General features: G+C 34.2%; 10 protein-coding genes and 3 pseudogenes. 5 read left to right on the top strand and 8 right to left on the bottom strand.

Annotation, left to right across the window (positions count from 1 at the left end; genetic code table 11):
* Both AC5YCD_RS09650 and AC5YCD_RS09655 read right to left on the bottom strand, forming a co-directional pair.
* On the bottom strand, positions 1–385 hold a 385-nt coding region (locus tag AC5YCD_RS09650), incomplete at its 3' end, for a transposase family protein (protein WP_164709168.1).
* A 201-nt stretch (positions 386–586) separates the two neighbouring features.
* Positions 587–1,440 (bottom strand): annotated as a pseudogene (locus AC5YCD_RS09655) (IS982 family transposase).
* A gap of 260 nt (positions 1,441–1,700) precedes the next feature.
* On the opposite strand from AC5YCD_RS09655, the gene AC5YCD_RS09660 reads away from it, so the two are divergent.
* From AC5YCD_RS09660 to AC5YCD_RS09670, 3 genes are read left to right on the top strand one after another with little or no spacing between them, the layout of a single operon-like run.
* Positions 1,701–2,600: a DUF4007 family protein gene (locus tag AC5YCD_RS09660; protein WP_496129840.1), complete on the top strand. Its 900-nt coding sequence runs from the start codon at positions 1,701–1,703 to the stop codon at positions 2,598–2,600.
* Positions 2,597–6,070, top strand: coding sequence for a hypothetical protein (locus tag AC5YCD_RS09665; RefSeq protein ID WP_496129841.1), 3,474 nt, complete (start codon positions 2,597–2,599; stop codon positions 6,068–6,070). The genes AC5YCD_RS09660 and AC5YCD_RS09665 overlap by 4 nt, the downstream gene beginning before the upstream one ends.
* Complete coding sequence (locus AC5YCD_RS09670) at positions 6,067–6,939, top strand: phosphoadenosine phosphosulfate reductase domain-containing protein (protein ID WP_496129842.1); 873 nt, start codon at positions 6,067–6,069, stop codon at positions 6,937–6,939. The genes AC5YCD_RS09665 and AC5YCD_RS09670 overlap by 4 nt, the downstream gene beginning before the upstream one ends.
* Positions 6,940–6,968: 29 nt before the next feature.
* Here AC5YCD_RS09670 and AC5YCD_RS09675 read toward each other — a convergent pair whose 3' ends face one another.
* The 5 genes and pseudogenes from AC5YCD_RS09675 to AC5YCD_RS09695 all read right to left on the bottom strand — a co-directional run.
* The gene (locus AC5YCD_RS09675) at positions 6,969–8,234 is read right to left on the bottom strand and encodes a DGQHR domain-containing protein (RefSeq protein WP_496129843.1); all 1,266 of its coding nucleotides are present in this window, start codon (positions 8,232–8,234) and stop codon (positions 6,969–6,971) included.
* On the bottom strand, positions 8,231–8,761 hold the full coding sequence (locus AC5YCD_RS09680) for a hypothetical protein (RefSeq protein WP_496129844.1): 531 nt from the start codon (positions 8,759–8,761) through the stop codon (positions 8,231–8,233). The genes AC5YCD_RS09675 and AC5YCD_RS09680 overlap by 4 nt, the downstream gene beginning before the upstream one ends.
* Positions 8,762–8,778: 17 nt before the next feature.
* Positions 8,779–9,873 carry a cysteine desulfurase family protein gene (locus AC5YCD_RS09685; RefSeq protein ID WP_496129845.1) on the bottom strand — a complete coding sequence of 365 codons (1,095 nt, stop codon included), beginning with the start codon at positions 9,871–9,873 and terminating at the stop codon, positions 8,779–8,781.
* A 57-nt stretch (positions 9,874–9,930) separates the two neighbouring features.
* A complete protein-coding gene (locus AC5YCD_RS09690; RefSeq protein WP_496129846.1) occupies positions 9,931–12,324 on the bottom strand; it encodes a DUF262 domain-containing protein in 2,394 nt (797 codons plus the stop codon).
* 36 nt (positions 12,325–12,360) lie between these two features.
* Positions 12,361–12,741: pseudogene (locus AC5YCD_RS09695) on the bottom strand (transposase); the annotation flags it as partial.
* A gap of 377 nt (positions 12,742–13,118) precedes the next feature.
* On the opposite strand from AC5YCD_RS09695, the pseudogene AC5YCD_RS09700 reads away from it, so the two are divergent.
* Positions 13,119–13,289: pseudogene (locus AC5YCD_RS09700) on the top strand (IS3 family transposase); the annotation flags it as partial.
* Positions 13,290–13,528: 239 nt separating this feature from the next.
* Positions 13,529–14,662 carry a hypothetical protein gene (locus AC5YCD_RS09705; protein ID WP_496129847.1) on the top strand — a complete coding sequence of 378 codons (1,134 nt, stop codon included), beginning with the start codon at positions 13,529–13,531 and terminating at the stop codon, positions 14,660–14,662.
* On the opposite strand, the gene AC5YCD_RS09710 is transcribed toward AC5YCD_RS09705, so the two are convergent.
* Positions 14,651–15,337, bottom strand: coding sequence for a S24 family peptidase (locus AC5YCD_RS09710; RefSeq protein ID WP_496129848.1), 687 nt, complete (start codon positions 15,335–15,337; stop codon positions 14,651–14,653). The genes AC5YCD_RS09705 and AC5YCD_RS09710 overlap by 12 nt on opposite strands.
* Positions 15,338–15,348 lie beyond the last annotated feature (11 nt).

Consider the following 15,348-nt stretch of genomic DNA (forward strand, 5'->3'; position numbering starts at 1 on the left):
TTTTCGGGCGTTCGATTGAACATTCTGTCGCATCAATAATGACCCAGTTAAAGTGTTCTTCTGCTGTGGTTATGCTTCGTTTTGGCAGGGTAAAACGTCTTGATTTCATCAATGCATCTTCAACCTTTTTAATGGTTCGATTCACATTACTTTCAGCGATATGGTAATTTGCCGCTAATTCCAGTTGAGTGCTGTAGTTGCGTAAGTAATTGAGAGTTAATAACAACTGATCCTCTATATCTAAAGTATGAGGTCGACCTGATTTCTTTTTGAGTGATTCTGCTTTTTCTAGAACCTCTACCATTTCAGTAAAAACTTGTCGAGGTACGCCAACTAAGCGTTTGAATTCAGAATCTGAAAAACGGTTTAATTTCTGATATCTCATGAAATTTATATGGAGGTGATTTTTACTTTCGCAAGAGGTCTATTATATTTTTAATATATAAAACAATCTATTGTGTTTAAATGTGACGCGTCATGTGTGCATCACATAGGTTTTAATTTATGCTTTTTATATATTTATAATTTGTTGAATTATATTGATTTTATATTTATTAGGTAACCCGAATCATGGATAAGCCTGATTTTACATCTTTATAAATTGAGGCTTATTTTGATGACAGATTTGATAAGCACAGAGTGATGCATAAATCCCAGCGAAATAACCTGAAAGAGAACGATAGCGACTGCTTACTAGATTGTATTGCTGCTTCAATAAGCTAAAGATCGTCTCTATTTTATTGCGTTGTCTCAGCATAAGCTCATCCTCTAATGAGAGTTCTAATGGTCGCATGTTCTTGCAATGATACGTAATTCAACACCTTGCGCTCCTAGCTTATCTTTTAAAATCTCACTGATGTAGCCACGATCACCGAAGATCTTACCAATGTAACCTTGGGCGAGCTTCGGCAGAATCTTGATATCTGAAGTATGGCCATTCGAAAGTTGGGTGTGAATAAATTGACCCTGAGCATCCACCAATACATGCAATTTGCATCCATAGAACCAACCCATTGAGCTTCTACCTCGTGTGGTAATTTGTTTTAAAGATTTATGACGTTGAATACGCTGATTTTTACATACGGGTAGAGTTGTAGAGTCAACCCAAGCACACGTTGTTTGAGCATTGGAAGTTAAAGAAATATGCAATGCCTGAAGTGCCAGTTGATGTTGGTTGATCAAATAAACGATCCGCTGATAGGATGGTAATGTTTTAAAAAGCTTGGAGTAAAAGCGCTTTATCATTCTATAAAAGGCTTTGAAATGATGAAGTTGAGAGTTTTTATACCAAACTGCGATAAAGATAATTTCAGATAAGCATAGAACACCTGATCGCTGTCTGACTTTAGGATTTTCTTGTTTTAGATATTGCCAATAGATGGCTTCATTTTTTTGAAAAAAATCATCAATCGTGCAGAATAAAGTTGTAAACTCGAACATAGGATGGCTAGTTGAATGGTTTGTGTCGTAACTCACTTATCAACTCAGTCATCTTTTTTTTCAACTGAATTTCTTATCCATGATTCGGGTTATATAAAAAATATTAATGAATTTGTGATTTGAGATTAATGTGAGCAGCTTTGAACCTAAGCAGTGTGAATTATGTCAAGCTATTAAGCTAAGGCACACATAATTCATTGAATATAGCTCTAAATAGTAGTAACCTCACTGGAGAAACTTCTCCAGTGAACTTTTTTGTAATGAAATCCGCTATTTTTACTCTACATTTTTCAGGTCATGAAACCTTTGCACTACGCTATGGTTGGCTAAATAAAGCATATAATAATTTTAGTTTAAATGAAAAAGATATTGAAAAACAAGTTGTTGAGCTTGGTGTTGGTAAGAATATGGTTAACAGTATTAAATACTGGGCTGAAGTTTCAGGGTTGGTGCCGCTCAAAGATTCTGAGAATAGTAAACAAAACTATATAACTGTAATAAATGAAATTTTTGCAAAATATGATACTTACTTAGAGTTGAATGAATCTACTTGGTTACTACACTATTTTATTCAAAAAAACTTTACTGATCTAACATTTGCTCGTTGGTATTTTAATTATTGTAATAAACAAGTCTTTGAGAAATCTGAATTACTTAATGATCTTATATTTTGGCTTGAAACAAACGGTTTGAAGCTACCTTCGGAAGCGACTTTGCAAAAAGATTTAGATTGTTTCATTCTTTGTTACTCAAAAAAACTAAGTAAGAAACAGCTTAATGAAGATGCATTTATTTCGCCGTTAAATGAACTGAATCTAATTTATCAGGTGGATTCTCATAAGTTTAAAGCTGATCTACTTGAGCAAAAAAATCTTTCAGTGGATATATTTTTATATTGCTTAACAGATTTTTGGCAAACACATTTTTCGGAAGCTCCTTCACTAAGTGTAGATATGATTTCGACTTATCCTGGAAGCCCTGGTCGTTTATTTCGTTTGAATAATGCATCGGTCGATTATTTCTTAAATCAATGTGCAGTGATTGACGGTCGTTTTAACTGGACTGATACATTAGGAATGCGAAGCTTATCGTGTTTGGATATCAAAAATGTAAATTTAAACGAACTATTAGCTAATATTTATCGTGAGTATCAGAAATGAATCAAAACTATAAATTAAATCATTACTATGAAATTCACGTAAATCATCTACTCTCGACACGACTTGATAGTGACATATCGAAGGAGTTTTTTGAGCGAGTAATTTTTCATGGAACAGCGTATAATTCATTGAAAACAATAGTTGATTCTTTTTATGAGAATACTCAATCTGCTTTTACTTTGACAGGTGGATATGGTACGGGTAAATCTACTTTAGCAGCGATTTTATCAGGGCTTTTACATCCAAATGATGAAATTAGAGAGGCCGCTAGAGCTTTAGTGCAAGATTCTGATTTAATTAAACAAATTGATAAAAATTTCAAGTTATCTAGTGATAAACCTTGGTTGATTATTAAAGCAGTCGGAGGGGTAACTTCACCTGTTGAGCTGTTTTATAAATCCATCCTAAAGGCACTTCAAGATGCAAATCTTATGGATGTATTTGAAGGTGACTTATTCTTTCTACCAGATCAGATAGATAGTGATCATCAATTAATTGAATGGATTGATGAAGTATTTAGAGCATTAGATGGAAGAATTTCAGGTAGTTTATTTATCTTAGATGAGATGGGTAAGCTTTTAGATCATATTGCTAGAAATAATGGTGATCTACATTTATTCCAGGATTTATCTGAGAGAATCAATAGACTTTCTACTAAGCAGTGTCCATTTATCTTTTTAGGGATTTTGCATCAGGCGTTTGCTGACTATGCAAAAGGGATGAGTCATCATATCGCTTTAGAATGGACTAAAATTCAAGGTCGTTATGTTGATATCTCATATCGAATTTCATTAGATGAATCGGTTGCACTTGTTTCTAAAACAATAAAAGTAAGAGAAACTCAAATTCCAGAAGCTATTACAGCTGTAAATAATGCCTTAGTAACTAAAGTTGTAGGTTCTATTAAATCTCGATTGACAGAGAATAGTCCAAAACTGAATGTATATCTGCAAGAGGCTTTGCCACTACATCCATTAACTACGGTACTGCTTGGTATTATTTCTAAAAGTAGCTTTAGTCAAAACGAACGTAGTATTTTTAGTTTCCTATTGTCAGTCGAACCTTTTAGTTTTAGGAAGTTTCTAGAGTCAGAAGTTAATCTAAATTCAACTTATACAATTGTTGATTTATGGGATTACTTAAGTCAAAACTTGCAACACCAAATCCTAAGTTCTAAAGAAGGGCATTTATGGGCAATCGTTGAAGAAACTCTCACTTTACTTAGTAAAAATCTAAGTAAAAAAGAGGGGTTAACTGCGGAAAGTGAAGAATTATATCCTAACGTGATTAAAGCAATTGCGATGCTTAACATGTTTGGTAAATCTTTAGGTATTTATCCCTCAGTAGATTTAATTGCTCACGCATTACCATCTTCATCAAAAAACCTAGAAATACTCCCTGCATGTCTAAAAAATCTAGAAGATTGGGGGATAATTACTTATTGGAATCGTACAAAGTCTTATGAAGTTGTTGAGACATCTGAACTCAATATTCAGCAATTGTTACAAGAGAAGTTGGAAGCATTAAGTAACCAACAAAATTATTTTGAGCACATCAACTATAAGGGCAATTCAGTACTTGCAAAACGCCACTATCATGAGAGGGGTGTAATGCGTTGGATGGATCAGCATCTAGTAAATGATCTTCCTGGATTAGAACGTCTCATAAATAAATCTGAATTTATTAAGTCAAAAGCTTTTGCACACTTTGTTTTAATAACAGATCAAGCTCTTAATTCAACGAAACTAATTGAATTATCGAAGCTACATTCTCGTCTTGTTATTGCTAAGTTGGATAAGATCAGTGAGTTATTAAGTTGGTCCAAAGAAATTTATGCTCTGAATGAAATTTTTAGAGAATTGCCAAAACTGATGCTGGATACCGTTGCGAAAAAAGAATATGAGCAACGGTTAAACTATGCATATCAACAGGTCGATGATCTATTTAGCCAGTCCTTTGAATCAGTGGAATGGTACTGTAAGGGGAACCTGTTAAAGGGTAAGTCTTTATCCATTATTGTTTCTGATTTGGCTGATGAGCTATATCAATCATGTCCAAAAATTTTAAACGAGTTAGTTGTGCGACATGATGTTTCTAGCTCTGCAGCAGCTGGTCGTAAGAAACTACTAGAAAATATGTTGGAGAATTCGAATCAAGAAAATTTAGGTATCGCAAAATTCCCACCAGAAAAAGCAATTTATTTGTCTTGTATTAAACAATTAGGCTTACATCAGTTTAATGCGGAGAAGAAGGAGTGGGTATTTGATTTTCCAGTCTTAGATAAATCTAATAGAGAGCAAAGTGAAAATTTAGAGCGTGTTTCGAAATTATTCCAACGTGGATATAAAGTTTTCACAGATACAAAGTCTTTAGTTCCTTTAACAGAGCTTTATAAGGTATGGTCAGATACACCATTCGGTATTCCTCAAGGTGTATTACCAATATTTGCTTTAACCCTTTTGTTGGCTAAAGAAAAGAGCCTTGCTTTTTATGATAAAGATGTAACTCAAGAATTTAAGTTTATTAGTGAAATTGATGATGAGTACATCAATAAACTGGTTAAGCGACCTCATGAGATTGCGGTTAAATATATTAAAGAGCCTGCTGAAAAAAATAGGTTTATCAATATTCTAGCGAATAGTATTAAAGATATTTTTGAAAAAAATATAGAAGCTACACCTTTAGCTGTTGCACGTTTTCTAGTTTCATACACTGTGAAGCAGTCTAGTTGGGCTAAGTTTTCTAAGGATAAAGAATATTTTGACGAGAAGGTACAGTTATTAAGATCATTCCTTGTTAAGGCAGATGATCCTTACAAATTGCTATTTGAAGACTTGTATGATGTGCTTGAGGTTTCTACAAGATCTGATGATCTAGTTCTTGCAGATCTATCAAACTTACTTGGTAGTTTTATGGGTGCAAAGCCAAATCTATTGAGAAATTTTGAAGGTAGATTACGTAAAGAACTCGGTAATATCACACCTGAAATCATTCAAGAAGCAGATGCAGTGAGCAAGTTTGCAGCTGATTGGAAAATGAAAAAATTTGCGGAACATCTATCTAGAAGCTCAAAAGGGTCAACTCAATGGTTGTCAAATTTAATTACATTGCTGGGTCAGATACCAGAAAAAGATTGGACAGATGATAGTCTGAAAAAAGCTTTTGAAGCTCTGCCTAGTTATGTCCAAAGATTTAAGCAACTAAGCTTTTTTGCTAGAAATGCTGAGAAATCAGAACAAATTTCATCTAATAAGCGATCCTTAGCAGTAATTATTAACACGGATCAAGGTCTTGAAGAATATAACCGAGACGTCATTGTAGATTCGACTATTGAGGATGATTTAAAAAAATTGCAAAAAGAGCTACTTAAAAAGGTGAATACTTTTGACCTAAGTGATGATGCTAAAGCAATGGTATTATATGGGTTGCTTAAAGATTATTTACATCCGATTGGTGAGGACAAAGCATGACCCTTGAAAAACCAGTAAAACATGTCCTAGGGCTTTCTGGTGGTAAGGATAGTGCTGCGCTTGCTGTCTATATGCGAGACCACTATCCTGAGTTAGATATTGAGTATTTTTTCACAGATACTGGGAAAGAATTGCCTGAAGTCATGGATTATCTAAACCAATTAGAATCTTACCTAGGTAAACCAATTTTGCGCTTAGGTTCAGATAAAGATTTCGATTACTGGTTGAAGGAATATAATCATTTTCTTCCGTCTGGCCATCAACGCTGGTGTACTGTTCAGATGAAATTAGTACCATTCGAGAAGTGGGTAAAACCATTTCTTGATGAAGGGTACGAAATTATCAGTTATGTTGGGATTCGTGCAGATGAGCCTTGGCGTGAAGGTTATGTGCCAACTCAAAAATTCTTAACCACAAAAATGCCATTTGCTGAAGATGGTCTAGTCAAAGAGGATATTATTAATATTCTTGAAGGGACTGGATTAGGTCTTCCTAAATATTATGAATGGCGTTCACGTAGTGGATGTACGTTCTGTTTTTATCAAAGAAAAATTGAATGGGTGCGTTTGATGGAGCGACATCCTGATAAATTTGAGGAAGCAAAGTCCTACGAAAAAAAGTTGAATGATGATAAATCTACAAATGGTGAAACTTATTATTGGATGGGTAAAAATACACCGTTAACTACACTTGAAGATCCAGATCGTGTGGCGAAAATTAAAGCTGACCATGAGAAAAAGCTTGAGAGATTTAAGAAGAAGCGTCGTCGTAATGCTCTATATGATGATCAGTTGATTGAAATGATCGATTTAGATGCTCTATATGATGATATGGAAGGTGGTGGTGCTTGTGTAACCTGTTATAAGTAGGCTGCTTTTAAAGCAGCCTACTTATAATTTTAGACAACAATAGATGGAAGGGAAGCCAATAAATTATTTGTAATGGTTTTGTATTGCTGGGTTACTTTCTCATGATCTATACTTTCGTTTAACATATAAAGTAGAATATTTTTCAGCAGAGTTTTATTGTCATTCATCATCGTATTTTTTCTCTCATCCCACATCAGATGAAGAAAAGGTTCATCTGTTAAAGTTTTCGGTAATAAGGATGCGAGTCTAACAGATTCCTTTAAACTATAAGTTTCTGTTAAAATGGCAATTATTTTTACAATAAGTTGAAGACCGATTGGTCTAAATAAAATATTTCCGCCATTATTATTTCTATATTTTGCGACTACTTTAGGGTAATCTGGAGAGTCAAAAAATTCTTTAATTTCAGGGAAGTATTTCTTCATTAGCTTGAAAAATATTCTTGAAAGTTTGAAATATCTCTGAAGTTCTTCATCTGATGGTCGAACTTTTTGGAGATCTACCTTCTTTTTTTTCAATGAAGTATTGAAAGATGTAAAAATAATAGTCATTACATCATAGAGGTTGCCGATAGTTGTAAGGCTTTTAGTATTGGTAAAAGGCATATTATTTGTTGCTACGAAAGCGATTCTCTCTTCAGAGAAAAACCCACTTTCTTCGATCAACCATCTAACAGTTATAGACATAACATCATCTTCATCAAGAGCTATGATATCTCCTTTTTTAACTGGTCTTGCTGTTTTATTTAAGGTGGTAAATAATCGACGGGTTCTTTCTAATCCTTTAGAGGTGATATGATGAGAAACGAAAATTACTGACACCTCATCATAAGGATCATTTTCGATCATTTTATTTTTTACAGCTTTTTTTATTCCAGCTAAACGATGTTGTCCATCTAGTGCAAATAATTTTTCTTGACCATTTAGGGATAAGAAACCAACAGATGCTATTGCTTCTTCTGTTAGTTGAATCTGGTTTGCATTTTGGATATTGTTTTTAATATTTGTTAATGGTAACCATGATGGTTCACCGCCGTAAGTAGCTACGACAAGAGAGTTAAAAAAACGTTCGTCTTGATCTTTCAAGTATTCTGCAACGCTTTTACTACGTGAATCTGTAAGACTACGTTGGATCATGTCTGATAGTTGTTCATTTTTATGAATTTCCTTAGCAAAATTAACTCTTTTACTAACTTCATCTAAACTCATTAAGCAACTATAATATACCCAATCACCCATAATGCCTCTAAGGGCTGGTAATAGAATTGGTGAAGATTCATCTAATTGTTCAGTCATTTAAATGCTCCTAACATTTGTTTAATTTCTGCTTCTAAATCACCTTTAGAGAAGGGAGGTAATAAGGCAACATTTAAATTTTTTTCAAGTGTTTCAAGCTCTTCTGATGTAACAGTATCATCTATAGGAGCATAAAAAAATCTCAAAACTTGGTTCCAATTTCCAATCATATTAGCAATATGAGGTCTTTTCATGATTTTTTTTTCATTTAAATAGTCTTTATACCTTGCGCGAATAGATCTTTGAGATTTCCGGCCAGCGATTCCTATATACACAATATAACCATGCGTTGGAAAAAGCGCGTGATTATCACGGCATATTGCAAAAGCATATATTCCACGTTTGTCATCAGGAATATTCTCTATTTTATCTTCACCATATTTAATAGATTCCCAAGCAAGTGTAGTAATGCCAAAGTCATCTCTTAAAATTAAATTTGGTGAAAGACAAAACTCAATTCTATAGCGTCCAAGCTCATCATGTAACTTATTAACGAAGTCATGCAATTTTTGAAAATCTTTCAACATTCATTCTCACAAGAGTTTTAAATCTGTATTAAAAATTGATTAATTAAATTTTCATTAATATTATATCCCAAACTGAGTCTAATAGATTGATTTGCTGAAATAAAATCTAATCCTATCTCACGAAGTACATAAGACATTTCAATATTCAGAGAAGAGCAAGCTGAGCCTTGAGAACATAAAAAATCTGAGTTCGCTACAAAATGTGATGCATCAAAGTCTGGTAAGCGAACATTTAGAATATGAGGAATGTAGTGTGTATCTGGAGAGTTGATAACTCCACTGATTTCGATAACTTTTGCTCGCAACAAGGAATTTATTTTATTTACTTCCTCAAAACTATCTTCAATAGTTTGATCTTCTACGGCGGCACCGAATCCTAAAATCAATGGAGTAGCAAGAGTCCCACCTCTTAACCCATATTCCTGGCCAGCTCCATGAATAACAGGTTGCATCCTAGTTTCTCGCAAGTCTCTAATGTACAGAGCTCCGACACCTTTAGGACCATAAATTTTATGAGCGGATAAAGAGAGCATATCTATATTTAGCTCATCAACATCGATTGGAATTTTTTTATAAGATTGAGCAGCATCTACATGAAATTTTATATCTCTTTCAAAACAAGCTTGGCCTATAGCTGCAATAGGTTGGATTGACCCAAGCTCGTTGTTTACATGCATAATACTAACTAAAACAGTATCTTCTCTCATTGCTGAGATTACTTCTTCAGGATCAATAATTCCATTTTTCTGGGGAGGAATATATGTGATGTCATAACCATGTTCTTTTTCTAAGAAGTGGCATATGGAGAGAATACATTTATGTTCTATCGAAGAAGTAATGATATGTTTGCCTTTTTTTTGATTAGCTAATACATATCCTTTGATTGCTAAATTATTAGATTCAGATGCTCCACTAGTAAAGATGATTTCACTTCTATACGCACCAATTGATTCAGCAATTATAGCTCGCGTATTTTCAATTTTTTCTGCTGAAGATCGACCTAACTTATGGGCAGAAGATGGATTTGAGTATTCTTCTTCAAATGCTCGGAACAATTCATTTTTGACAGAAGGCAAGAGCGGAGTAGATGCTGCAAAATCTAAATAAATCATTTTCGGTCAATAAAAAAGAGATGCTTTTAGCATCTCTTTTTTTTATTATTTATGCAATCATTCTAACCATTTAATTAATTCATCCCAAGCAAGTTCATATAAGCGTTTCGAACGAGTGACAATAAAACCACTTGTCCAAGGTTTAGTCATGTTTCCTAGGGTAACCAAGTTAGGCATATATTTTTGAGCGGCTAGTAGATCTTTAGTCAAATCACCAAATCTAATGTTATTAATGCTTGCTGCTTCATTTAACACTTTTGCTGCCTCATTAGGATCTTGGGCACCGACAACTTTATAGAAAATACGTTTTTCTGCCCAAACTCTGTTTCCTAATGATGAATTTAAATCATGTGAGATTAATACAAGATTACCTAAAGTATCTTTGAGTTCACCATTTTCATAAATTGCTACATCCCATGTGCCATTGTTTGACTGTGGTGCAATGTGTTCTAAAGATAAATTTCGGTCATCAATATAACTATCTATATCTAAGCATGGGTTAGAAGAGTTTCTACCTTTAACTAATAACCCCTCATATGCTGAATCTATGACTGCATCATGATGAGCCGCAAGTAATAGGAGCTTTGCAACTTTTTTAGCACTACTATAAATAGGTAAGTGACTCGATATTGATACAAAATTATCTTTATCAATTAATTTACCTTTTCTGTTGAGATCTAGCAGTCTTGATTTGAGTTCTGCCTTGAAAAGATTAATATTAATAATCTGATCATTCATATAAATTTTTGCGAGTTTAGGTAGCCCTGAAGGCATATCATCCTTACTTAAAAACTCACGGTATTCATTGTCAATACCGCCAGTACCACGACGGGATGCACGCCAGAGTGTGCTAAAAGCTACCATTGCTTTAAGTGCATCTTCAAAATCTTTGAATCGAGCTATCTTCTCTTCATCACTCTGAGCATCCAAAATTTGGCTATAAAATAGTGTAAGAATAGGAATTACGATTGTGTGATTAATATCTTTAAAGAACTTGAGACCTAGTTTACTTGTAGGTGAGAGCTGCATGGAGCCAAATACTTTAGAAAGATCACTATAAGAGTCCGATTCCCAGATATATTTCTTAAAATTTGCGCAATGGCTTAACATTTTGATAAATGTCAGTTGATTAGCTGTCTCTTCGAAAGCTGTTTTTAGCTCACTACGTTGCTCAGCGAGGCGTCCTGAAATACGTAGGCCAGAGTAGGAGCTAAAGAAATGGATGAGTAATTCTTTTGTGGCTTTTTGAAGTTCTGGTCCAACGGAAAAAACGCAAAGGTATTCAGCAACCTGATCCATTAGAGATTTCTCTTGAGAAGTCTCATAATTTGCTAAACCCACAGCATTAACCACACGAGGTTTAAATGTTTCAAATGCTGTTAGTGGCTCACCTGTAGTATTAAGTGATTCAAAAATAGTAAAGGCATAATCTTCATTTTTACCTTTTACTACGGTTAGTACTACACGATGTAAGACGTACCGTGCATAAAACACTAGAATACATAACTTATCGAAGAATTCTTTTTCATTTGAAGGCAAGTTAAGAATATTAGGAACAGGAGCTAAGTGATTTAATAACCCTTCTTGCAATAAGTCAGAAGCATAGATATCACTGATTTCTGGGATTTCTTCAATTTCATCGAGAGTTGTACTGCGATTACTGATTAAGCTTTTGAAAATTTTCATGAGCTGAGTGAAGCGATCCACAATAGCTTCTTCACCTTCCATGCTGTTATTACGTTTTATAGGTTTGTATTCAACTACTTCGTAATCAGCTTTATCAATCTCGGTTATATAGTTAAATATGAGATTAGCAATTGGTGAATCATATTTACGTGTTGCTGTACCTTTAGACCATTGATCATCAATCGAACGAATCATTCTTGGATATAAAGGTGATTTACCGAAAGAATATTTTTCATAAAAAGTTTCAGACAAAGCTGAGAGGACTTCACGAGTCTGTCCGTCAAGCCATTCTATTGCTGTAACATGACTTTCTAATTCGCTTAAAGATGCATCTGAATCAGGTGCATTGCTTAATTTTTCGTATTCAGCAGTAATACTTTTGGTTTTTTTTAAAAATTGTTTATGGGCAAGATTTAAAGAATTGTGCAAGGCAATACAAACTAGCAGTAAAGTGGTCATACGTTGTTGACCATCAATTACAGTTAAAACTTTGCTAGGTACATCGGCTCTAACAATTGGTTGAACTGTTGAGTTGTTTATGTCATGAATCGTGATAACTGTTCCGAGAAATGTAAAGCTATCATCAGACTTCACCAACATTTTAAAACCATGGCTAATGTCTTCTATTAGTCTACTGACTTTATCTTTGTCCCAACTATAAGGTCTTTGATATGAAGGAATATATAATCCTAGACCTCTATCTGCGAGTAACTCCATTGGAGATTTTGATATTGCTTCAAAAATTGTTTTAGGATCTACAGCCATTATTCCCTCTGAATATAGTTTTGTTGAATTCATCAATCATACAAATAATATGTTCTTGTTCCAAAAGAAAAAACTATCAAACTCAAAATAATTAATTGAAAAGATATGATGCAACAGGATTTCAATTATATGACGACAGATTTTGTCGCCCAATTTTTTGTTTTTATGTCTTTGTATTTTAATATAAACCGAATCATGGATAAGCCTAGTTTCACATCGTTGTAAATAATGGCCATTCGAGAGTTGGGTCTGAATAAATTGCCCCTGAGCATCCACCAATACATGCAATTTGCATCCATAGAACCAACCCATTGAACTTTTGCCTCGTGTGGCAATTTGTTTTAAAGATTTATGACGTTCAATACGCTGAATTTTACATACATGTAGAGTTGTAGAATCCACAAATAAAGTGAGTGTTCAGACTAATATGTTATAGTTAAATAAAAAACATACGCTATAGACAAACCTGTGTTCAAATAATGGAAAAAGTTCTTTAATTTGAAAGAATGAAGTTTCTTCGACAAAGGTTTTAAATGCAGCTAAATCTTTAATTTTATGAGGCCGTCTTGCTTTATCTGGATGAGGGCGATTGCCACTTCCTTGTCAGGACATAAGGCTAATCCATAGATCTAAAGTGGTACGTGCAATCTTAAAAATACTGCAAGTTTTAGATTTATTTTACATTTTCTGTAATAATCCAAAGCTTCCTGGCAAAGATCATTTGAATAGGACTTTGGTATATCAATATCGTTGAGTGCTTTTTCATAGTCTGCAAACTTTGTATTATCAGCTATGACAGCTTGTTTTCAACCCAAAAAGAGATAAATTTTATCTTGTTCGAGTAGATAGAGATTTACTACAATCAAATAAGAAGACATTCTGCAAATGGTTGATTAAGCTCTGAAGCCTTTGAGCAGAGATATTCTAAGAGTTTGGCGGGATTGGTCGTCCATGATACTGTCTAAGATGAATATATAATCTATTCAATGTGCTGACTACAACGTGTGGCATATTAAGCTATGTTTTTTATTAAATATAATTGATTGCAGTTAATCATAAGAAAAGCCTAATGTCCGTCACTAAACTTAATTCATGTACGCTATTCTTATTTTTTAGAAATGTAGTCAAGGGATGAAAAGAAGGATATTAAAAAGTTTTAGTGTTGAACATGACTAATATTATGAGTTTATTGAAAATATGAGAAGTGGATGAAATGCCTTATATTCTGAGTCTAATGTATATCCTAATAATGCTAGGGGTTTATCTATTTTTACTCCTGCTTCCTTATTATATTGCTTACTCTTTGATAGAACCCTCAAGCTTTTTAGGGGTTGTAGGAGTATTTGTGCTTGGCTCTATTGTTGTGCCACTAACAATCGGCACAGCTTTTTTATTTCTAGGGGGAATAGGGGGCATATTTGCAGTCTTTGAAAAGATTAAATCATCTTATCAGAATGAAACTATAGGAGATCATCATCTCATTAAAACGATTAGTCCTTTAGACCCACCATTAGATACTGAAAGACGCAATAGAAGAACAATCGTGTTGGTAATGCTATTCGCAGCAATAGGAATTAGCATAGCTACTCTTTTTATCTACGCCGTACAAGATTATCAAGAATTAAGCATGCCTAGTGAGGTGCAAGAACATAGCTCTGAGAATATTCGAGATGTAGAGAAGAGCAATAGTGATGCAGATGAACTATATTTAGCAACAGACCTACAATCGGAAGACACGAGTACATGGGAAAGTAGAGAGCCTATTGAGGATGACTATTCATTAATGAGCAAGGCTGTCAAACAAGTATTTGATACTATTTCTTCGTCTGGTATTAGTGGGACTGCAAAACAAGTTAGAGATTGCTATGTCAATTCATCAAATACTGCTTTGTACTGCATTTACCTAGATAATGCTGCACGCCTATTTGATAAAACTATGGCGGAACAGGCTGGATTGGCAAGAAATGAATATTTGGCAGATGCAAGAGTACAAAAAAGAAATCAAGAATACTATTATCTTCCTCATGGGCATATAGCCAATGCAGAACAACATACAAAGAAAATGGAAAGCGAGTTGATGCACTTTCTTGCTCAAGAATATGAATTGCGATACTCAAGTAAAAATAACAATGAATCTACTCAATCCAGCTTACCCGATCAACCCAATGATCTTTTAGCTAATTCGCCTACTACTATTAATGCTGAAATGAATCAGGGTGCTATACATAAGCAGCATAATATTTCTGAAGTCGATGTCGAAACTTTGATGAGAGAGGATAAGATTTCTGAAGAAAAAACTCCTCTATCTATTGAAGAAGATGATGATTTAGACGAATGATGTAGTTCGCCAAAACCCCACTACTTTTGCCATAATTTTAAATGATGCCGTTAATGGTATTGTTTGCTGTGGCCATTTTTCATTTAAAACCTGCAAAAACATACCATCAGTTTCTATGACTAAGCGTTTAAATAAGGCCTCTTGATGATCTTGAGTTTGTACAATCACAAAATCTCCTGTCTTAAGGGATACTGATTCTAGATCAGTAGTGACGTACAGATAATCATGTGGACGGAATTCTGGCAGCATAGATTCGCCTAAAACTTCTAAGGCATAACAATCCTTGATCATATTGGGATGGGCTGCTAGCCAATTTTTATGATTTGCGTTGACATTTTTTAATGAGTTTTTTTGATTGGCCTGTTGCCAAGATAAAACAGGAATCAAATGATCAGTAGGTTGAGTATTTGATTGCTTTTCATCAGTAGATTTCATCACTCCTATGCCAGATAAGAGCCATTCTGCATTTACATTTAAAAAGTCAGCAATTAGAGGAATCTTAGATGTTTCAGGGATAGCCTCACCTTTTAGCCATTTTCCAGCCCCTTTGTCAGAGATACCAAAAGTCTGACTTAAAATTCGAGCACGTCCACGTAAGGGTAGTTGTGCATTGTCCATTGCCATATGAAGGCGTTTAGAAAAATCATTTTTAACTTTTTCTGTTTTGAGATTCATAGGCTTAGGTA

Source organism: Acinetobacter sp. CY05 (genome assembly GCF_059515805.1).

Coding starts and splice junctions, on each gene's coding strand:
- AC5YCD_RS09660 (WP_496129840.1), top strand. CDS start 1,701: ATGAAATCCGCTATTTTTACTCTACATTTTTCAGGTCATGAAACCTTT.
- AC5YCD_RS09665 (WP_496129841.1), top strand. CDS start 2,597: ATGAATCAAAACTATAAATTAAATCATTACTATGAAATTCACGTAAAT.
- AC5YCD_RS09670 (WP_496129842.1), top strand. CDS start 6,067: ATGACCCTTGAAAAACCAGTAAAACATGTCCTAGGGCTTTCTGGTGGT.
- AC5YCD_RS09675 (WP_496129843.1), bottom strand. CDS start 8,234: ATGACTGAACAATTAGATGAATCTTCACCAATTCTATTACCAGCCCTT.
- AC5YCD_RS09680 (WP_496129844.1), bottom strand. CDS start 8,761: ATGTTGAAAGATTTTCAAAAATTGCATGACTTCGTTAATAAGTTACAT.
- AC5YCD_RS09685 (WP_496129845.1), bottom strand. CDS start 9,873: ATGATTTATTTAGATTTTGCAGCATCTACTCCGCTCTTGCCTTCTGTC.
- AC5YCD_RS09690 (WP_496129846.1), bottom strand. CDS start 12,324: ATGGCTGTAGATCCTAAAACAATTTTTGAAGCAATATCAAAATCTCCA.
- AC5YCD_RS09710 (WP_496129848.1), bottom strand. CDS start 15,337: ATGAATCTCAAAACAGAAAAAGTTAAAAATGATTTTTCTAAACGCCTT.